The sequence below is a fragment of the Haliea alexandrii genome (assembly GCF_003719295.1).
GTDB classification, from domain to species: Bacteria; Pseudomonadota; Gammaproteobacteria; order Pseudomonadales; family Halieaceae; genus Haliea; species Haliea alexandrii.
This window is the reverse complement of record NZ_RFLW01000001.1, coordinates 1145047-1165287: the sequence shown is the minus strand read 5'-3', so window position 1 is coordinate 1165287 and position 20241 is coordinate 1145047. Positions and strand designations below refer to the sequence as shown.

The following is a 20241-nucleotide window of genomic DNA, read 5'->3' as shown; positions in this document are numbered from 1 at the left end:
ACCCCGGCAACCCTCTGGTCGCCGGGGTCATGATAGCCCAGAACCCTACTGGTCGACAGTCAGCCTGCCGCTGTCCAGCATGTTCTGGATCACCGAGGCCAGATCGTCGTGGCCGCTTACCAGATCAACACCCTCAAGATGGATTGTCTGGCTGACAGCACCGGCATCATCGGCACCGCCGGTGAACGCGCCCGTGGCGCTGACCTCTATCACCGTGTTGCTCCCGTCATAGCTGACGTTCAGGTAGCTGGTGAGGTCCGCCGCTGACTCTTCGCCCTGCAGCAGGTCACGCATATCAAGGGCATCGTTGCCCGCCTCCCCGAACCCGAGAATGCTGACCTCGGGCGCGACCGCGTCGGCAGCTGCGAGCGAGAAGGCGAAGACGTCATCGCCCGGGCTCGCCAGCAAAGCACCACTATCCGCGGCGCGCGCATCGAACTCGGTCAGGCCGGTATGCTCCACAATCATGTCCTTGACGTGCTGCATGGCGCCATCTTCATCGACGGGCGCATAGCCGTTCTCCAGCAGCAATGCCTGCAATGCATCCTTGCTGACGGCGTCAAGATCAAACGCGTCATCAGCAAGCGCCGTCCGCACGGCGTCTGTGATCACAATGCCATTATAGGGATCGGGGTCGTTATCGATGGACTGCAGGAACACCGCCATCTTCTCGACATGGTCATCGTTGAGGTCATGCAAGCCGACGCCGGCAATCTCCTGCAGGAAGACCTTGCCATCGGCAATCGCCTCTTCCGCCAGGAAAGACCCGAGCACCACGCCACCGACGCGCAACGTGACTGTATCACCCGGCCGGTAGTTGAACCCGCCGTCCTCATCGGTGATGCCGGTGAGGCCCGAGGAGGTTTCGTAGCTCATACCCTCGACGACGCCATCGACAATACTGGCATTGGCAACACCGTCGAGATTCAGCGTGAGCGTGTATTGCTGGCTGTCTCCGTCGTCGTCGAGCAGCGTGTAAGTGAAGGTCTCCTGACGTATTTCGCCAACGCTCATGGCATCCCGCGCTGCGGCGGAGAGGGTGTAGGTATAACCACCCTGGCCATCGACCGCGAGCACGCCGAAGCTCCCCTGTACCTGCCCGCCGCTCTCGCCGGTCCAGACCAGTGAACCGGTCGTTCCGGGGCCGTCCGCCCCCCAATTGCCGGGCACCGTGCCCTGCAGTTCGGGCAGGTCGTCCATGGACCGTACTTCCGCAAACAACTCGTACGACGTGGATTGGCCTTCAACCGTGCGCACGGAGCTGACGAGATTACCCTGGGCATCGCGGAAGCCGAGAATTTCCAGTTCGAACTCACGTCCGCCCACAGTAATGACTTGCACCTGATTCGGGTTGGAGATGCTCAGGAAATCGTCGTTAGCCGGGTTGGACGAGGGAGATGCATCGTTAGGCGTCTCTGTGTGGCTGAGCCCCACAGTGCTTGTGACCTGAGTCGGAACGCCGTCAATCGCCAGTGTAAAGCTGACTTTCAAATCGACCGTCTGCAGCACCTTGGCACTGGCCGAAATGGGGAAGTTATTGTGGGTCAGGCTGCCAACCGAGAACATGCTGTCTGCCTGCACAGGTACATTGCCGACAAGCGACGGCGCGTAATCGAAATCATAGCCCGAGCCATTACTACCCCCCCACTGCAGGCCAATACCACCGCTGTCTGTACTGGACGCAATGCTGCCACTGCCGCTGGTCGAGGTCACATTCTGCCAACCCGCGCTGAGTGAACCCACAGCGAGCTCGCTCAATGGCACGACCAGTGTCGCGGATGTGGTGTCAGTACCGTGAGGACTGTCGTCATCAATACTAACGGTGAATGCGCTGGTGCCCACACTGCCATCGCTATCAGTCACGGCAACATCTACCGAGAAGGCGACATTATCTTCCTCCGCGGACGGCGCGTGGCGTACCGGCTGCAGCAGCGTGACGGCGTAGTCAGCCGAGCTGCTGTCGATGCCGCTCAGCGCCACTGTGAAGACCTGGCTGCCAGCAACCATGGGGTTTTCACCACTGACGTAACCAATGAGCGTACTGGTAGACGCATCCCAGAAAGTATCTACCCCCAGACCATCGTTGGTGAACAGGGGCGTTGTGCTGCCTACCGTGGACAGGGCGATAGAGGCAAAGCTGTCACCGCCCAGGTCATACTGTATCTGGCCTGTCGGTACTGCGGCATCGTCACCGGGCGCCTGATCACCGGCGCCGAGGGGCAGATCGTCTTCATCGACCATGGCATCGTTGGATACCGTGACAACAGGAACCGAATCGCCGGCAAAGGTCAGGGTCAGCGTGGTGCTGGACGTATCACCGTCTGCATCCGTGATCTCATAGGTAAAGACGTCGGTGGAGCCCGCCGGCACACTGGCGTTGGGCGTGTAGGTCCACGCGCCGGTATCCGCCAGCGTCAGGCTGCCGTGGGCGCCGGCCAGGGCCGTGCCCACCGTGCCGCCGGTGAGGCCGGTCACGGTGATGCCACCGTCCGCGCCCGCCTGGTCGTTGCCCAGTACGTTGCCCTCAACCGCCGGGCCGCTCTCCGTCGCACTCGCCGCATCCGCGACGGCCGTCGGGCCGTCGTCGTTGATGGTCAGCGTCAGCTGGGGCGTGGCTACACTGCCGTCGCTGTCGGTCAGGGTAATCGTCACCAGCGCGCTGTCGCTGTCCGCGCCCACGGCGTGGCTGTAGGCACTGTTCTGCGTGAACGCGTAGGCGCCCGTGCTTTCATTCACGGTCAGCGTCCAGCTGCCGTCGTTCGCTGCCAGCGTAGTGACGCCGCCGGTGCTGGATTGCGTCGCCGCACCCAGGCCGCCGTCGTACACCGCTCCGAAGGTCACCGGGGTGTCGTCACCCAGGTCGAAGGACAGCGTGCCGCTGTCTGTGCCCAGGGTGGCGTCTGCCGTGGTCGCCGCGCCATTGCTGGCGGTGGGCTCTGTATCCACAGGCGGTGGCGGTGGCGGCGGTGGTGGCGGCGGTGGCGGTGGCGGCGGTGGCGGTGGCGGTGGCGGTGGCGGTGAGATCTCCGTACCGTCAACAATTGTCACCACGCCCTGCGGATCGCCAATGGTCGCGCCCGAAGCGTTGCTCAGGTTCACCAGCAAGCGCTCAGTCGGCTCTTCAGTCGCATCTTCGTTGGTCTGGACAAGCACTGTCGCAGTGGTCGTGCCAGGCGCAAAGGTGACCGTGCCCGACGCCGGGTCGTAATCACCACCGATTACCGTGGCACTGTCATCCACGGTGGCAAACTGCACGCTGATGGGCTGATCACTCGACCCGGAGAGGCTCAGCGTCACCTGCGCCGTCTGGCCCTCGGTCACGGTGACATCGTTTATGCTGATCACCGGCGTAAACCCGTCGAGGATCGTGACAACGCCCTCTCCATCACCAATGACCGCGCCCGCCGCGTCGCTCAGGTTGACTGTGAACTGCTCGGTCCCTTCTTGTAGTTCATCGGCATTGGTCTGGAACTGAATCGTGACGCTGGTCGTCCCCGGCGCAAATGTGATGGTGCCCGAGGCCGGATCGTAATCTCCCCCAACCACGGTCGCCGTGCCATCCTCACTCTGAAAGCGCACCGTAACGGGGTCGTCGCTGACCTTGGAAAGACTCACCACCACTTCCGCCACATCGCCTTCGACCACGGTGGCGTCGCCAACGCTCACCACCGGCGGCGCAGGGGGTGTAATCGGTTCCCCACCCGTCACCACCACGGTAACCGTTGCCGTGTCTGCATTGTTGCCATCCGGCGTGGTTGCCGTGTAGGTGAACGTGTCCGTTCCCGTGAAACCGTCGTTGGGGGCATAGGTCACTGTGCCGTCATCATTGATGACGACACTGCCATTGGCGGGCTGACTGGTGCCGGTGATGACCGACCCCTCGACAAAGACATCATTGTCCTTGACCGCTACAACAACCGGGACGCCCTCCTCCGTCGTTTCAGCATCATCAATGGCATCAACTGTCAGGAGTGCCGATTCTTCTACCCGCAACTCGGTTTCGGCAGGGGTGAAACGGGCGACCGATTGGAACTCGTCCGTGTTCTCCACAATCCGCGTCAAGCGCACAAAGCCGTGCCCTTCGCTGACGCCACCCCCCTCGGCCCCAGCGGCCGGCGCCTCCAACCCATCGAGAATGTCGCCACCCCCTTCCAAATTGGCCAACAGGGTTTCAACCGTTTCGTCCTCAACGGCACTCTCTTCTGCGCTCGCTGCGCGTTCCGCCACGATATCGCGTGTGAGCAGCAATTCGGGCACATCGACTACCATCAAAGGGCTGCCATCCTCGAGAGCCAACTCGACTGAGCCACCATTCGGCGTCACAACGGTTTCGCCCTCAAGCAATACATCGCCCGGCTGAAGTTCACGCAGCTCACCGTTCGGCCCACGGGCGTACGCCGTGCCCGAGACCGAAACTACTGTTGCAATCGCCTGATCTGCCATGTGGTGTTCTCCTGGAAACATGTGCGCGGTTTACGCGCCATTAGCAATAGCGTGATAGTAGAGGGACCGGCGGCGGCTGGCATTGTACGAAAGGACAAGGCGTGCTCTGGAAAAGTGACCTCGTTCACAGATCCGCAAACAAGCAGCGGCTACAACAAGAATCAGCGCGGCATGGGATGCGCGAGGTGTCGGGCTGGTAGAGCGGGGGGTTGGGCGATATCGCTGGATGAAACCCCGGCGCTGGCGGACGCGTGCTCCGGGGCAGGACTGGGACCAGCGCGACTACCGGACGTCTTCCCGGTATTGCTTTTGTGCCGACCGGCTCTTGAATGTCTGCGTATTCGGATTGATGCACTCGACCAATTCACGACCCGCCGGTACCGCCCACTTTGATTTGCCCTGGGCAATCTCTCGGGCCCTGTCCATGTCGGACGCCTGTATACCGACAAAACGCGTTTCGCCGTCGGCATCTTTTACCTGGCAGACGAACTCGCCCTGCGGCATTTTTGCCTGTGCAAATACAACGCCGGTAGACACAGACAAGGCGCAGAAAACTGCCAGCGCGCTCAAACGACCTGCTACTTTCATGATTTCTCTCCTACGCGTTTCCGCATTACCAGCACTCGGTGGCTGTTGTACCCGTCGCAGAGCGGGTGCCGAATGAATCCAGTACAAAAGTGGTACAGCGCGTGTCACTGCTTTGCGGCGAACCGCTGACCGGGGTGGCGGTGAGTTCGTAGCAGTTCGCTATCACTCCCCCATCACAGGCTGCCGCACTGACGCTGTAGTGTCCCTCCTCGGAAATCCTGGGGCTGGCGGCATAACCCAGCTCTTGCATGTCCGTGGTGTAGCGCCCCTGGTCGAGCATGAATTGCTGCTGGCGGTTGGACGCGTCGAGCAGTGCCGACATCGCATCACTACGCCGGCCTTTCTGCAAGCTGCCTTGATAGGAGGGCAAGGCGATCGCCATCAGAATGCCGACAATGACCACCACAATCATGACCTCCATCAGGGTGAAGCCGGCGGTCGCACTGCGCCCCGCCATTCCCCGGCGTTGCGCGATGCTCACCGCGGTACCCGGCATCAGTAGCCCTCCTCGAACCAGTGATCACCATAGGGCGCCCGCAGGGGCGTACCGATGTCACACACACCCGCTTCGCAATTCTCCTCCCCATCGCCATCGGTATCACCCTGCGGCGTACCCGGGGGCAACAGGAGGCGTATCTGGCCGTCTTCGCCGAAGTGCACCGAAGGCGTATCCGGGATGATGGCACCCAGCGCGACCACGTTGCGGTCCCCGTTGTAGAGATCCACGACATAGAGACGACCGGCCCCCGATACCGGTTCGCACACATTGATGTCGTCCAGCACACTGCTCGGTGTGAACGTGGTGAAAAACACCTTGCCACTCAGCGTAATCGACTTGGACAGGGACTTCTCACCGTCACCCGTCAGGTTCAGGCGCCAACCGAGCGCCGCCTTCAGTGCCGCCAGCGCGGTTGCCCGTTGCTCCTCTGTGCCGGTTACCAGGCGGTTGTTGGTAATGTTGTACAGACTGCTGTTATTGATCGGCAGGAAACAGCGGAAGTCGACAATATCTTCATCGGCACAATCCGCCGTACTGGGCCTGGGGGTGGTATAGGCCCCGATCGCCAGGTCACGGATCATGTAGAAGCGGTTGTTCACATCCGTGGCATTCGGGTTGGTGCGATCGCCCGAGCCGATAAGAATGGCATCAATGGGGTTACCATCGAAGCGAATCCTCACCACATCTGGCGCACTGAAGAAGCGCCGGTCATTGGCCGTGTTCCCACCACCCAGGCTGGCCAGCTGATTGATCTGCCACGTATCCTGACTTGCGGTTGGCAGTACGTTGCCCGGCAGGTCGACGCGCCAGATATTACCCCCGGTATCCGCAAAGTAGATGCGATCGGTCAGCTTGTCACCGTTGCCGTCCAGCACCGTGACCGGTGCCGCCACCGAGTGCTGCAGCCCCGACTCCCGCAGGTTTTTCGCACTGTTGGCAGCCGGCGTTACGCTCCACACCAACGCGCCTGTCTGGGCATCGACGATGAAGATACCGCGGCCGCGCGCATCCGGCGTCGCCAAACCAGAACTGTCCTTGTTGGTATCGTAGCCTGCGCCGAATATCAGTACAGGTTTCGCCACACCACTGCCGTCGGTGTACCCCGGGATACGCGTCACCACGGGTTCAGACCAGGTCTGGCCCAACTCGGTGAAGCCGGTCGTCGAGGCGTTGATATGCCACAGGAACGACGGATTCTCTGGATCGGAGATGTCCAGTGCGTAATAGCCGTTACCGCCACGACGCATACCGAAATACGCCCACACCTTGTCGCCGGCGCCGGAATTCAGCGTACCGTCACCGTTGACGTCCAGGGTATAGGCTACCGGCGTGAGGTCCATGCCGTAGATGTTCTGCGATGAACGCGCATTCTGGCTGCGAGCACGCAGGATCGTTGCCAGCTCCTTGGGGAAAAACGCCCAGTCTTCCTGCCCGTTGTCGTTACCGAACATATGGACAAAGCCGGCGTTGGTACCCACCAACAGCCGAATGTCCGGCGCCGCCTGGGTATAACCACTGCGCGCACCGTAGTTCAGTACCAGCGGCTGGCTGTGGAGAACATCCCCCATGACCCAACTGCGGGTATCCGTGCTGTCGCCATCACCGTCCCTGTCATAGGCGTCGAAACCACGCGCCCAGTTGATCAGGCGCGTCAGGGCCACATCGGAGGTTACGCCGAACAGGTTGTGCAGCTCGGCATCATCGGCAACACCCATTGTGCTTGCGGTGATGTTATCGGACTCCAGCGTTTGTAATGCACCACCCGACCCGGTATTGGTATAGATCGCGCGCGAACCCGCGTTCCTGGCAACAAGCAACGCGCCTACACCGCCTTTCTCCACGCCACCGCCATCTGCGGTAGCGCCCCAGAAGGTCACCGCGCTGTCCTTGATAAATCCGGTCGCGGCGTCAATGGCCGGGGTGCCATTACCGTCCACCAGTACAGCGTCGCCGTCGTCGATACGCAGTTTCAACTTCTTGATGTTACCCTGCCAGTCGACCGTTTCACCGGGCTTGAACATGGCATAGAAGATTTCGTCACGGCTCTGCGTACGGGTAAAGGTGTCCACAGCCACAGCGGGTGATGTGAACGTGGTATCCGTAGCCAGGATGCTGACAATGGCGCCCTGGAAGGCCGCCGCCAGTTCCTGCGCATTATTCGCGGTGTAGTATTCGCCTTTGCCTTTTTCTGCGGTATCAGCCAACAGATCCTGATCGGTAGTGAAACCGATGGTGTAGGTGATCCCAAACTGGTTGCCGTTGGTCGTATCGTCATCCAGATCCGTATTGGCCATATACTCGGCAAGTTCAGGCATACAATTCTTGCGCATACCCTGACCGCTGTCGTACTGATAATTGCTACAGGTTTTTCCAGTCAACGACTCGATAAAGGTATTTGCGCCTTCATCATTGGTCGGCCGCCCATCGGTCATCAAGATGACATAGGTATAGGCACAATCCGTGCTGGGCGAGACATAGGTGCCGCCACTGGAGGCGAGTGAATCCTGGGGCAGCGCATCATCCGGCGGCCAGCTATCTCCCGTGCGGCGATCATCACCCCACAGCACCTGCCCGCCAGACAGGTAGCGGTAGGCTTCGTACATGGATTCACAGAGGGGCGTAGCGCCGTCTGCCGACATGGAGTTGACCATGTCGATGACGTTGGTGCGCTGTGTATCGCTCATGTTCTGAATGATGCGACTGACCACGCGTCCGCCGTTGTTGCTGCTACTCTGGTTACTGTTGAACTCCATCAAGCCGAAATCCACACCAGGGTTGCTGCGCATAATGGTAGATACAACGTCCTGCGCGATATCGATGCGGCTACGCGGCTCCTCCAGAGAGTCATCGTAATACCAGTCCAGATAGTGACCGGTATAGAACGTGTAGGCGCCGGTACCCCAATTCATGGACGGGTCCGGATTGGGACCATATTCGCTGCCGGTTTGCACATCATCCTGTGGATAACCCGGGCCCGTACCGGAACCGTTGTTGGTGATCCCGGAGGCCACGTCGTTCAGGCACTCCACATGTGGCGGCTCGGTCACGCCGCCTGTGAGTGGCTGCCAGCTCTCGATGCTCAGGGATGTGGATGGCGGCACCCACACCGCGTCACGCATACGCGTCCAGGTGGATTCCGTCACGGTCTCGGTCGTGCAGGGGTCCTGCCTGGTAATGAAATAATCCCAAAGAGCCGGATTATCAACACATCTCGATTCACGCTTTTCAGGGCAATCCCGTGTCTTTGGGCCCGTCCAGGCTTCCCACTCCGCCTGCGTAACCTCAACAACCACGGGGTCAGGGCAAACCTCGGTAGTTACTTCTACATCCACAAACTTGAAGCAACCATTGCCCTGCACGGTCTCATCATCGTTATCACAGCGAAAATAGCCCGCCGTTTCCACGAGGCGCGAATCCACCCAGCGCCGCGCGCGGTCCGCCGTGAAGCGACCGTCCAAGGCCAGGCTGTCGTAAGACGTTGCACACCGATTCTTGCTTTTCAGAAACCAGTTCGGGTTGGCTTGACCGCCGATTCTCTTGGGCGGCACGTCGCCATCGGTGGACCAGTAAATGCGGTCAGACCAGTCGCTGGGCCGGCCACCCGAGCTAAACGAGTACTGATAGGTCGTATCCTCTGGGTCATAGGGTGGCCGCTGCTGGTCCACCATGCTCGCCATACTGCCGGAGTCGTCGAACACCACCAGCACCTTGGGCCTGGAGCCGGTACTGGCACTGAACTCCGCCTTGTAGATTTCCGTGTCATCAGCCCCTGCGGGGAACGTTCCCGCCACCAGCAGCAAAGACGCCGCCGCCGTCGCCCGAAATGTCTTCCACGTATCCATTGCCATTTTCATTTTTCCGCCCCCTGTTCACACAGGCTCAATCGATGCCTAACCGGCTTCACCTACCACCGTCTTGACCACACCCAATTCCACGCGCGAGCGCGCCTTCCCAGCCACGTCATGCTCCGAGGTGACCCGGTAAAAATCACAGTCGAATACGCCAATACTGCTGCCGCCCGTCTCGCCTGGCGGGCGCGGGCACTCCCGCGCCACCCCGACGACCGCCACACGCACATCCACGGCGCCCACACCGTCGCGCAAGCGACGCAGCGGATGCTCAGTGGACGCATCCAGGCCAGCAAACGGCGTATCGTCGTCAACCCGCAGGAAAGGGTCTTCCGCCGTACCGGCCAATGCCAATGCACCGTAGATGCCCGCTTCAGCCGCCTGAAAGGATTCGTAATTGTCCTGCAGGTTGCCCGCCATGCGCAGCCCGATAGAGCTGTTGGTCGCCGCCGTAATACTGACGATGGTCACCACCAGCAGGAATAACAGTGACACCGCAAGGGCCACACCACGCTCGGAATGCTGCCGAGTCATCACAAACCTCCGCGAATCATCAATTTGGGGTTACGCAGCGACACACTTCCCTGCACCAGTTGACGGCGCCAGTTGTCGCTGGCGGCCGGCTGCCACACAAACCCGCCGATGTTGTAGCTGCGACCATCCACATAGGCGCCATCCTCTGCCGGTGCGCGCAATAACAGGGACAACTCCAGTGCCTCGACTGCTTCCCAAGCCGGGGTTAGCGTCATTTCCGCTACCGTCATGAAGCGGTCAACCTCGCCGTTGCCCGTGGTATCGACGCCAAAGCGGAACCGGAGTGACTCCACGCCAGGCACCAGATCTTCCGTGGTCATCGCCATGGCACCAGTACCGGCGTCCCACGCCAGCACACGGCGACTCAGGGTCGGGGTTGGCAAGTTTCGAATGTAATAGACCTGCAGGCGATACGGCCAGGCAGCTGCCAGGGCAAAGGGATTTCCCGCGAGCACATCCGGCGCGGTGTCCGCGCCATCCAGCAAGATGCCACGCTCACTGTTGGCAACAACATAGACCTCCTGGGCACTCATCGCCGAGGGAAAGCTGATCACGCCATCGACCGCTGCCGAGGCGTCATCCGGGTCGCGGTCATAAAGTGGACGTGGCAGCACCCGCTTGACCACCAGCACCTCGCGCGGCGGTCCACCCACCACCGGCGGCAGGGCATCAGTAATGCAACCAAAAGCCTCGCCGGCTGCCGAGGGCACCCCGGCGAGCAAGTAATCACCGACGCTGAAGGCAGAGGCATCACCCGTACAGTCTCCCGCCACCGCACCCAGAGCGGTATCCTCCACAATATCGCGCGGATGTGCGCCACCGAAAAAGCCGGCGTGGCGCAGGGAGTCGTTCAACACCTGCACGGCGAAACGGCTGCTTTCAGCCAGGCTTGCCACCTGCTCGACTTCGGTATAGGAACGCTTGGTGGCCAGGTAAACCGATACAGCACCGGCTATTAATATCAAGCCCAGCGTCATGGCGACCATGAATTCCACCAGGGAGAACCCGCCCTGGCTTGCCTTGCGCATCACACCCAGCGTCATAGCTCGGCCTCGTCAATGACAAACGTGCTCACCACCAGCTGCCGGCGAAAATCGTCTGCACCCGCGGCGGCACCACCACAGGCTTCACCACCGACCGCTGCCACCGCATCCTGCGTTTCACCCAGGCCACGCCACTGGATAATCACATCTACCAGACCGGTCCGTGTCATGCCGGCATCCGCGGTGAACCGCACACAGGCCTGCGGTGCAATCAAGCCCGCGGCATTCCTGACCACTGCGTCAGAACCGGTGGCGGTAACCGTCGCGCCGTCAATACCGCGCTCCCAGAGCCAAAGATCGTAAGCCGCAAGCTGGGCGGGGGTGCAGCTCACTGCGGCACAATCGGTCGCGGGGGCGCTCAACGTGCCGCCACCAAAAGGCGTCGTCAGACCACCGGCGGTGTAGGTCGCCAGACCCGCGGGATTGATACGAATGCGCTCAACCAGATCGTTGGCCAGCATCACCGCTTTGCTGCGCTGGATGCCCTGGTGCTGGGCACCCTTGGACACGGCCTGCAGGCTCACAATACCCAGCAGCCCAACCGACAGAATGACAAAGGTGACCAGCGCTTCAATCAGCGTGACGCCGGCCTGCCGCCGGGTTCTGCTAACCGAATGCTGTTTTCTAGCAAGAAACATCATTGCCTGCTCCGTCTTCAACCACACCGTTGGCATCACCGTCGACACTGGCCGCAACGGTACCAGCGTTGGTCAGAATCAGACCGCGGGCCTTGCTCGCACCGCGCTCGTCGCAAAATACAAAGGTTCCCGCACTCCCAAGCGCGGAACCGATCGTATCGAAAACCACAAGTTTCGGGGTAAAACTGACGCTAACCGCCGGGTTGGTTTCGCTTTCCCAGTGAATGCGGCTGCGTCCGGGATTTGCTGCGTCTACGGTAGCGCTGACATCAACCCCCATCAGGGCGAGGTAACCACCACTCCAGTTGGTGCTGTCGAGGCAAGCGGAACCCGCGGCGTTGCTCGGGCACACGACCACCCGGTCGCGGCGCGCCAACGCCTCGGAGCGCGCAAGATTCAGTGTGGCACGCACCCCGTAGACGCTGGACACGAGGCGATTGTCACGAATGAGGTCAGTAAATGCGGGGCCACCCAACAACAGGGCAATCGCCAGGATGACCAGCACCACCATCATCTCGATGAGGCTGAACCCGCCTGAACCGCGCCGGCAAACTGTGGTGACTCTGCTCACGCTCTACCCGCTCCAACTGCTTGCAATACCATCAGCTTCCAGTATCGCCAGCGGCCGGGGCAATACCAGCGGGCGCTGACCAGCGGCAAGAAACCGTGACGGATGGCGCGCTAGCGGTGGCTCAGCCCGCTATCTGGCGCATCACCAGGGCCAGTTGCACCCGATCGCGCACAGCGAGTTTCTCAAACACGGCGGACAAATGCGCCTTCACCGTTCGCTCCGTGATGTCCAGCGCAACGGCGATTTCACGGTTGCTCGCACCCTGCGCGATATGGCGCGCCACATCGTGCTCGCGTGGTGTAAGTAGCTTGAGATCGGCGCGAGCCGCCTCACTTGTGGGCTGCGTACGCACTGACAGCGCCAAAAGCCGCTGCACCAGCTCCGGCGGCATCCACAGGCCGCCATGGGCCACGACCAGGCCGATCTCGCGCAGCTGCTCTGGCGCCGATTCCAGGTGACAGTAGCCAACAGCACCGGCATTGAGCGCCTGAAATGCATCCGCTTCCCCGGGCATCGCACTCATGACGACAACGCGGTAACCCGCCGCGATAGCGGTCGCCAGGCTGGCCCGGCGCACCGGGTCGTCCATCTGGCTGGCATCCAGCCACGCCACTTCCGCCGCGGGCGCTTCCAGCGCAAGCGCCTCCACCGAGGTTACCACCAGCGCCTCGGGAAAGGCTTCCCGCCAGCGGTTACGCAGGGCGCCACCCGGTGTCACAAAAACATGTTTCATTAACGCTCCGTCAGCGCGTACTGTTTCGCGCGCAGCACCGGTTTCATCAAGTAGGCAAGGATGGTTTTCTTGCCAGTGAGCACATCCACCTGCACCGTCATACCCGGCATGATCGGCATGTCCACACCAAAACCCGACTCGCGGGTACGTACATGCACCTCATAAAACGGGTTGCCCTCCTCATCCATAATGGTGTCTGCACCAATGTGTTCAACCACGCCCTCGAGGCCGCCGTACACCACAAAATCGTAGGCCGTCAGCTTCACCAGCGCTTCCTGCCCCGGCACCAGGAATGCAATGTCCTTAGGCCGAATACGCACTTCCACCAGCAGGCTGTCGTCCAGCGGCACAATTTCAATGACTTCTTTGCCCGGCAGTACCACACCACCGATGGTATTGAAGTAAAGACGGTTGACCGTACCCTTCACGGGGGAGCGCACTTCCGTTTGACGCACGCGATCACTGAGTCCCTCGCCCGCCTCGCGCAGACCGTTGATACGCGCGATGGTATCGGTCAACTCCTGGCGCACTGTATTCTCGAACTCCACTTCCACTTCCGACAGCCGCCGCTGGGCCTCGGCAATGGCGGAATCGATGCGCTTGAGCTGGGCGCGGGATTGATCGTACTCGCCGCTGAGCTGGTTCACCTCGCGCTCCAGCCGCAGAATTTCCACCTGGGACACCGCACCGGAGGCAACCATGGGCCGCGTCACGCTCAGCTCCTGCCGGCTCAACTCCAGTGAGCGGGCCAGTTGCCGGGAGCGCGCAGTCACCTCCGCCAGCTCCTGTTGCCGCTGCTCCAGCTGTTCGGCGGCAATCTGGCGCTGCAGGGTGAGCTGCGCTTGCAGTGATGCGTAGAGCGCCTGCTCCTGCTCGACAATACCCGGCGCCTGCAGGGACCATTCCGGCTCCGGCGTAAATGCTGTGCCCGCCAGGTTGGCCGTCAGGCGCGCCGCACGCACTGACAACGCGCGGAACTCCGCCTGGTTTTCCCGCAGGTTGGAGGCGGAGCGGGTCTGGTCGAGCCGCACCAGCAGCTGGCCGGCCTCGACGACGTCACCCGCACGCGCGTGGATTTCGGTGACGACCCCGCCGTCCTGGGACTGCATGACCTGAATCTGCTGCGAGGGAATCACCTTGCCCTCGCCACGGGTGACCTCGTCCACCTCGGCAAATGCCGCCCACACCACCAGGGCGAGCACAATGAGGGCCACCACGTAGAGCAGGCCCCGGGCGCGCAGCGGCTGCTGCTGCAGGTAGGCACGATGGGCATCCTGCTCCCAACCGGCGGGTGTATCATCAGTTTTGCGCAACCAAGGCGCAAAAATGAAATCTGCCAGAAAACGGCGCGGCCGCTCGGGGGCAGTTTCCGCTGGCGCTGCTTCTTTTTCCTCGTTCATCGCGCCGCCCCTATCTTGCCCTGCTGCAGCGCCTGAATAACGCTATCGCGCGGCCCGTCCGCCACCAGCTTGCCATTGTCGATAACCAGAATGCGGTCGACCATCTCCAGCAGCGAGTTGCGGTGGGTAACCACCAGCCAGGTGCGCCCCTTGAGGCAGCCCGTCAGTTGCTGCTTCACCGCCACTTCCGTTGAGTGATCCATGGACCCGGTGGGCTCATCCATCAACAGGATGGGCGGCTCGTGCACCATGGCGCGCGCCAATGCCACGCACTTGCGCTGACCACCTGACAGGGAGTCACCACGCTCGCTGACCTGCATGTCAAAGCCCTTGGGATGGCGGTTGATATAGTCGGACAGATTGGCAATTTCGGCAGCACGCACCAAAGCGGCATCGCTGACATTGGCGTGCGACAGGGCGATATTGTCGCGCAGGCTGCCAAAGAACAGTGTGACGTCCTGCGGCACATACCCGACACGCGAGCGCAGCTCGCTGGGGTCCAGCTGACGAAGATCAATACCATCGACCATCACCGCGCCTTCCGTCGGCTGATACAGGCCCATGGCGAGTTTCTGCAGTGTGGACTTGCCCGAACCCACGCGCCCGAGAATGGCGACATGCTCTCCGGGCCGGATACGGAAGGAGACATTGCTCAGCGACTCCATTTCCGCGCCCGGGTAGGCAAAGGACACATTGCGAAACTCGATATCACCCTGGAACATTTCCCGCGACAGGAACTGGGCACCCTCGGCGCGCTCCATGGGCTTCGCCATGACCTCGTCCAGCGACTTCAGCGAGATCTCGGCGTTGTGCCACGAGGTGATCAGGCCGGCCACTTGGCCAAACGGCGCCATGACCCGTCCGCTCAGCATGCTGCAGGCAATCAGGCCACCCATGCTCAACTGCCCCGCGGTGATCAGATAGACCCCGGTGATAATCACGAACAGCGTGACCATCTGATTGCCCCAGAGCGTCACGTTGATGGTGGAATTGGACACCAGCCGCAACTGCAAGCCCACGTGTGCCAGGAAGGCAGTGCTTTCCTCCCACTTGCGCTGCATGCGCGACTCGGCGCCCATGGCCTTGATGGTATCCAGCCCCACCAGGCTTTCGATTAACGTGGCATTGCGCTGCGCGCCCGCGCGATAGGTGGTTTCCGAGAGCGCCCGCAGTTTGCCCTGGGTAGCCAGGGCATAGCCGAGCACCACCAGCAAACCCAGCGCCAACGGAATCAGCACCGGCCAGGCGATCCAGCCGATGACCGCAACAAAAATCAACGCGAAGGGCACATCAATCAGCGTCGTTACCGAAGCGGAGGTGATGAAATCGCGCACGGTTTCGAAGGAGCGCAGGTTCACGGCATAGGAGCCCACCGACAGTGCCCGGTTTTCCAGCCGCGAGCCCAGTACCCGTTCCATGATCTTGCCGGACAGCTCGACATCCACACGGCGACTGGCAAGATCGAGGAAATAGCCGCGCATGGTGCGCAGCACAATATCCGCGAGCATGATGGCCACCACGCCGATGGCCAGCATCCAGAGGGTCTCTACCGCGTGGTTCGGTACTACGCGGTCGTAGACGTTCATGGTGAAAATAGGCAGCGCCAGAGCGAATACATTGATGAAAAAGGCTGCAAGCAGCACGTCGCGGTAGACGGGCATGTTGGCGCGAATCGCATCCCAGAACCAGTGACCGCGCTCGGAGGTGCCGGTGCGCGGCGTGCGCTGGTCAAAGCGAAACCGCGGCCGGCACACAATGACGCTGCCGGTCTCATCCGCCAGCAGCTCTGCCGCCGGCACGGCAACCGCCGCCTCGTTCAGCTCCGGGTAGATCACCGTGGCTTCACTGCCGTCGGCACTCCAGCCCACCAGCACGCAGGCACGTTCATCCCGCAGCAGTACGATCGCCGGCAGCAAGGCGGGCTCCACGGCACGGGCACTGCGCTCGACAATGCGGCTGGCGAGCCCGGCCCGACTGGCAGCACGCTGCACCAGCGAAGGCGTCAAGCGCCCTTCTTCAAGCGGCAACCCACCCACCAGTGCTTCGGCGGTGGACGCACTGCCGTGATAGCGACACAGCGCCAGCAGGCTCTGCAGCAAGGGGTCGTCAGCGCTCGCGGTCATCGGTATGGGGTGCCCTTTTCTGCGCGGTCTTCAGAGTATTTTCACCAACACTCTCTAACCCACTGAAAATTTTAGTAATTAAGGAACACGGAGAATAAGCCAGTTACCGCCGAATTGCTATGTGACGCAGGTCACAAGACGGCAGAAAAAACCATTCACAAACGTGCAGACTATACTGCGTGGGTCCACAATGCAGGCGGCGATCGTGTAGAACAAAGCGTCCGCCCTTAAGCGAGGAGGCTTTTACATGCCCGACAAACCCCCATTGTTCGAAGCGCGAGATCTTTCACCCGCGTTCTGTGCCGACCGCCAGGGCAAGCGAAAATACGCCGGCCCCGATCGGCGCCGTCTGGACCGCCGCAGTAACGCCGACCGCCGCACGACGGTGCGCTTTGATGCGCACAGCGAGGATCGTCGACTCCTGCCGGGGCGCCGAGCTGACGACGCCGCCCTGCGTTTCTGGTAGGCCGCAGCGCCCTAGGCCAGACGGCCCCGACGTAACAGATGCGCGGCATAGATGGTCGCCGAGAGCAGCACCACGGCGCCCCCCTGGTGCGCCGCCGCCAGGCTGATCGGCACATGCAACAGCAAAGTGCTGATACCCAGAATCACCTGCAACCACAAGGCAGCAAGCAAGAACACGCTAGCCAGCCGCTCGCGCCCCCCAAGGCCTGTGCGCCACAGACGCCATGCAAACAGGTGGATCAGCACAAACAGCAGATACGCAAATATGCGGTGGTTGAACTGGATTGTGGTGATATCCTCGAACGCGTCCAGCCAGGCCGGATCACCCGCATACAGGCCCGGCGGCACAAAGGAGGTTCCCATGAGGGGCCACGTACTGTAGGCGAAGCCCGCTTTGGTGCCGGCTACCAGACCGCCTGACAGAATCATCAGAAAAACCAGCCCCACCAGGCCCACGCCCCAGGGCGCGAGTGCGTGCGGTTGCCGATTGCCGGGCCTGCGGCCCGCAAGCACATCGAGTATCACCCACAGCATCGCGGCGTAGATGACAAACGCCAGGCCCAGGTGCGCGGTGAGCCGGTATTGGCTAACGTGCGGATTGTCGACCAACCCACTTTTCACCATGTACCAGCCGAGCAGCCCCTGGCAGCCGCCGAGCACGAACAGCAACCACAGCCGCGGCATCAAGCCGGCGCGCACGCGTCCAGTGAAGGCAAAGAACAGCATGGGGAAGAAAAACAGCACACCAATCAAACGCCCCAGCACCCGGTGCAGGTACTCGAACATGAAGATGGTCTTGAAGGCATCCAGCGACATGCCGCGGTTGATCTTCAGGTACTCGGGCGACTGCCGGTACTTGTCGAACACCTCTTGCCAGGCCACTTCCGTAAGGGGCGGGACGATACCCATGATCGGGCGCCACTCGACCATGGAGAGGCCGGAGTTGGTCAGCCGTGTCACGCCACCCAGCAATATCATGCCAAAGATCACCGCGGCGCAGAGAATGAGCCAGGCGGCGATCTGTCGGTCGTAGTGTGTCTGTCGGGAAAGTACCATCGCGCTACCTCGGCCTGCCTGCCTTAATCAGGGAGCGCAATGATAACCGAATTTCGGCCGACTACGGCGATAAGCGCCGCAGTCTTTGGCCTATGTCAGCTTTGTAAGCTGGGCAAATCGCGGAACAGCCGCAGCGCGTCGGGATTGGCGAGGGCGTCGGTGTTCTTCACCGGCTCGCCATGCACCACATTGCGCACTGCCAACTCGACGGTCTTGCCGCTCAGGGTGCGCGGAATATCCGCCACCTGAACGATGCGCGCAGGCACGTGACGCGGCGTTGTGTTGCCACGTATCAAACCGCGGATCTCCGCCTCCAGCGCTGCGTCCAGCGTGCGACCTGCACGCAGCACCACGAAGAGCACCACACGCACGTCGCCCTGCCACTGCTGACCAATCACCACGCTTTCCAGCACGGCATCGCACCGTTCGACCTGCCGGTAGATCTCCGCGGTACCGATACGCACGCCCCCCGGATTCAATACCGCATCGGATCGCCCGTGGATGATGAACCCCCGATTGGCGGTCACCTCGCCATAATCACCCTGCGCCCAGACCCCATCGAAACGCGCGAAGTAGGCCGCGTGGAAGCGGCTGCCATCGGGGTCATTCCAGAAACCCAAGGGGCACGAGGGGAATGGCGCCGTGCACACCAGCTCGCCCTTCTGCTCCTGCACGGGGCAGCCCTGGTCATTCCATATCGCGACCGCCATGCCCAGCCCGGGCGCCTGTATTTCACCCGCGTGTACCGGCAGGGTCGGCGAGCCGCCCACAAAACAGGAGAGAATGTCGGTGCCGCCGGAGATGCTGGACAGGCAGACGTCCCGTTTGAAGTCGCGATACACAAACTCGTAATTTTCATGCAGCAGGGGCGAACCGGTGGACAGTATCGTTTTCAGGCTGCGCAGATCGTGGCTGTGTGCGGGCCGCTCACCGGCCTTCTCCAGCGCCCCAATGTACTTGGCACTGGTACCGAATACCGTGATGCCTTCCGCATCTATGGCATCCAGTAACAACCTGCCTTCGCCCGCAAAGGGAGAACCATCATAGAGTACCAGCGTAGCGCCACTGGCGAGCCCACTTGCCAGCCAGTTCCACATCATCCAGCCACAGGTGGTGTAGTAGAAAAACACATCCTGCGGACCGATGTCGCACATCAGGCTGTGCTCTTTGCGGTGCTGGAGCAAGGTGCCACCGGCGCCGTGCAGAATACACTTGGGCGCACCCGTCGTGCCGGACGAGTACATCACGTACAGCGGGTGGTTGAAGGGCAAACGGGCAAACGCGACAACAGTCGCGGCGGGGTCGACAAACCCCGCAAACAAGGCCGCGGGCACGCCTTGCGGCAGCGCGGGCTGTGCCGCAAGCAGCGGCACAACGACCACCTGCTCTACGCTGTCAACGGCTGGCAGGATGGCGTCCAGCCGGTCCAGAACAGCACAGGGCTTGCCGTTGTAGTAGTAGCCATCGGCACAGAACAGCACCTTGGGCGCAACCTGCCCAAAGCGATCGATAATGCCATTGACGCCAAAATCCGGGGAGCATGAGGTCCACGTGGCGCCCAGACTCGCCGTGGCCAGCATGGCGATCACCGCTTCGGGCACATTGGGCAGCAGACCCGCCACCCGGTCTCCAGGGCCGACGCCGAGCGCGCGCAACCCGGCGGCCAGCCCGGCCACCTGCCGGTAGAGGTCGGCGTAGGTCAACTCACGCCGCGCCCCTGTTTCCAGCAACCCCACCAAAGCGGGGTGATCATCCCTGCGCTGCAGCAGATTTTCCGCGAAGTTGAGCCGGGCCTCGGGAAACCAGCGGGCACCGGGGAACTGATCGGGGACTTCGAGCACCTGCGCCCCGGGCTCTCCGACCACACCGGTAAAGTCCCACACTTCACGCCAGAACAAGACCGGCTCCGCCACGGCCCAATCGTGCACGGCAAAATAATCTGCACCCTCAGGCAGATACCCGCGCGCGGCAAGCCCCGCGGCGAAACGGGTGAATTGCGCGCTCGCGCAACGTTCGGGGGAAGGGTTCCAAAGCGGCTCTTCAGACATACCGGTATTCTCTCGCAAGGCCGCCGGACAGCATGCCGGGGGGTGTCGCGGAATTCAATCATTGCGACACGCACGGGACCGCCCAAAGGAGGCGGCGCTGCCGCTGACAGAGGTCTCCGTGGCGGATTCCATCATAGGCATCCTGCAATCGGCACCGTTGGCTTGCTGGCTGCAGGTTTTACAATGTCGCTTGTAAAAACCACAAACCGTTACGGACAAAAGAGGCCTGTGGCGGCATGTGTCCAGCGCCCC

At 61.7% G+C, this 20241-nt stretch carries 14 protein-coding genes; 1 reads left to right on the top strand and 13 read right to left on the bottom strand.

What is annotated here, in order from left to right:
• Positions 1-45 precede the first annotated feature (45 nt).
• The 11 genes from EGJ68_RS05300 to EGJ68_RS05250 form a co-directional block, all read right to left on the bottom strand.
• The gene (locus EGJ68_RS05300; protein WP_158283506.1) at positions 46-4443 is read right to left on the bottom strand and encodes a retention module-containing protein; all 4398 of its coding nucleotides are present in this window, start codon (positions 4441-4443) and stop codon (positions 46-48) included.
• A gap of 282 nt (positions 4444-4725) precedes the next feature.
• A complete protein-coding gene (locus EGJ68_RS05295) occupies positions 4726-5031 on the bottom strand; it encodes a hypothetical protein (protein WP_123033449.1) in 306 nt (101 codons plus the stop codon).
• 25 nt (positions 5032-5056) lie between these two features.
• Positions 5057-5527: a type IV pilin protein gene (locus EGJ68_RS18390; protein WP_123033448.1), complete on the bottom strand. Its 471-nt coding sequence runs from the start codon at positions 5525-5527 to the stop codon at positions 5057-5059.
• Positions 5527-9372: a pilus assembly protein gene (locus tag EGJ68_RS05285; protein WP_158283505.1), complete on the bottom strand. Its 3846-nt coding sequence runs from the start codon at positions 9370-9372 to the stop codon at positions 5527-5529. The genes EGJ68_RS18390 and EGJ68_RS05285 overlap by 1 nt, the downstream gene beginning before the upstream one ends.
• 48 nt (positions 9373-9420) lie before the next feature.
• Positions 9421-9912, bottom strand: a complete 492-nt coding sequence (locus tag EGJ68_RS05280; protein WP_123033446.1) for a pilus assembly PilX family protein — start codon at positions 9910-9912, stop codon at positions 9421-9423.
• The gene (locus tag EGJ68_RS05275; RefSeq protein ID WP_123034055.1) at positions 9912-10955 is read right to left on the bottom strand and encodes a PilW family protein; all 1044 of its coding nucleotides are present in this window, start codon (positions 10953-10955) and stop codon (positions 9912-9914) included. The genes EGJ68_RS05280 and EGJ68_RS05275 overlap by 1 nt, the downstream gene beginning before the upstream one ends.
• Complete coding sequence (pilV, locus tag EGJ68_RS05270; RefSeq protein ID WP_158283504.1) at positions 10952-11596, bottom strand: type IV pilus modification protein PilV; 645 nt, start codon at positions 11594-11596, stop codon at positions 10952-10954. Before pilV ends, EGJ68_RS05275 begins: the two co-directional genes overlap by 4 nt.
• Positions 11580-12164 (bottom strand): GspH/FimT family pseudopilin, encoded by a 585-nt coding sequence (locus EGJ68_RS05265; protein ID WP_123033444.1) that lies wholly within the window; start codon positions 12162-12164, stop codon positions 11580-11582. Before EGJ68_RS05265 ends, pilV begins: the two co-directional genes overlap by 17 nt.
• Positions 12165-12285: 121 nt before the next feature.
• Complete coding sequence (locus EGJ68_RS05260) at positions 12286-12897, bottom strand: LuxR C-terminal-related transcriptional regulator (protein ID WP_123033443.1); 612 nt, start codon at positions 12895-12897, stop codon at positions 12286-12288.
• On the bottom strand, positions 12897-14297 hold the full coding sequence (locus EGJ68_RS05255) for an HlyD family type I secretion periplasmic adaptor subunit (RefSeq protein WP_123033442.1): 1401 nt from the start codon (positions 14295-14297) through the stop codon (positions 12897-12899). The genes EGJ68_RS05260 and EGJ68_RS05255 overlap by 1 nt, the downstream gene beginning before the upstream one ends.
• Positions 14294-16420 (bottom strand): type I secretion system permease/ATPase, encoded by a 2127-nt coding sequence (locus EGJ68_RS05250; protein WP_123033441.1) that lies wholly within the window; start codon positions 16418-16420, stop codon positions 14294-14296. Before EGJ68_RS05250 ends, EGJ68_RS05255 begins: the two co-directional genes overlap by 4 nt.
• A gap of 247 nt (positions 16421-16667) precedes the next feature.
• Here EGJ68_RS05250 and EGJ68_RS05245 point away from each other — a divergent pair, with 247 nt between their 5' ends.
• Complete coding sequence (locus EGJ68_RS05245; protein ID WP_123033440.1) at positions 16668-16886, top strand: hypothetical protein; 219 nt, start codon at positions 16668-16670, stop codon at positions 16884-16886.
• Positions 16887-16897: 11 nt separating this feature from the next.
• Here the strand turns inward: EGJ68_RS05245 and EGJ68_RS05240 are convergent, their stop codons facing one another.
• Together EGJ68_RS05240 and EGJ68_RS05235 are read right to left on the bottom strand one after the other, a co-directional pair.
• Positions 16898-17941, bottom strand: a complete 1044-nt coding sequence (locus tag EGJ68_RS05240) for a COX15/CtaA family protein (RefSeq protein ID WP_123033439.1) — start codon at positions 17939-17941, stop codon at positions 16898-16900.
• Positions 17942-18036: 95 nt separating this feature from the next.
• Positions 18037-19989, bottom strand: coding sequence for an acetoacetate--CoA ligase (locus EGJ68_RS05235; RefSeq protein ID WP_123033438.1), 1953 nt, complete (start codon positions 19987-19989; stop codon positions 18037-18039).
• Positions 19990-20241: the final 252 nt, after the last annotated feature.

Coding starts and splice junctions, on each gene's coding strand:
- EGJ68_RS05300 (WP_158283506.1), bottom strand. CDS start 4,443: ATGGCAGATCAGGCGATTGCAACAGTAGTTTCGGTCTCGGGCACGGCG.
- EGJ68_RS05295 (WP_123033449.1), bottom strand. CDS start 5,031: ATGAAAGTAGCAGGTCGTTTGAGCGCGCTGGCAGTTTTCTGCGCCTTG.
- EGJ68_RS18390 (WP_123033448.1), bottom strand. CDS start 5,527: ATGCCGGGTACCGCGGTGAGCATCGCGCAACGCCGGGGAATGGCGGGG.
- EGJ68_RS05285 (WP_158283505.1), bottom strand. CDS start 9,372: ATGGATACGTGGAAGACATTTCGGGCGACGGCGGCGGCGTCTTTGCTG.
- EGJ68_RS05280 (WP_123033446.1), bottom strand. CDS start 9,912: ATGACTCGGCAGCATTCCGAGCGTGGTGTGGCCCTTGCGGTGTCACTG.
- EGJ68_RS05275 (WP_123034055.1), bottom strand. CDS start 10,955: ATGACGCTGGGTGTGATGCGCAAGGCAAGCCAGGGCGGGTTCTCCCTG.
- pilV (WP_158283504.1), bottom strand. CDS start 11,596: ATGATGTTTCTTGCTAGAAAACAGCATTCGGTTAGCAGAACCCGGCGG.
- EGJ68_RS05260 (WP_123033443.1), bottom strand. CDS start 12,897: ATGAAACATGTTTTTGTGACACCGGGTGGCGCCCTGCGTAACCGCTGG.
- EGJ68_RS05255 (WP_123033442.1), bottom strand. CDS start 14,297: ATGAACGAGGAAAAAGAAGCAGCGCCAGCGGAAACTGCCCCCGAGCGG.
- EGJ68_RS05250 (WP_123033441.1), bottom strand. CDS start 16,420: ATGACCGCGAGCGCTGACGACCCCTTGCTGCAGAGCCTGCTGGCGCTG.
- EGJ68_RS05245 (WP_123033440.1), top strand. CDS start 16,668: ATGCCCGACAAACCCCCATTGTTCGAAGCGCGAGATCTTTCACCCGCG.
- EGJ68_RS05240 (WP_123033439.1), bottom strand. CDS start 17,941: ATGGTACTTTCCCGACAGACACACTACGACCGACAGATCGCCGCCTGG.
- EGJ68_RS05235 (WP_123033438.1), bottom strand. CDS start 19,989: ATGTCTGAAGAGCCGCTTTGGAACCCTTCCCCCGAACGTTGCGCGAGC.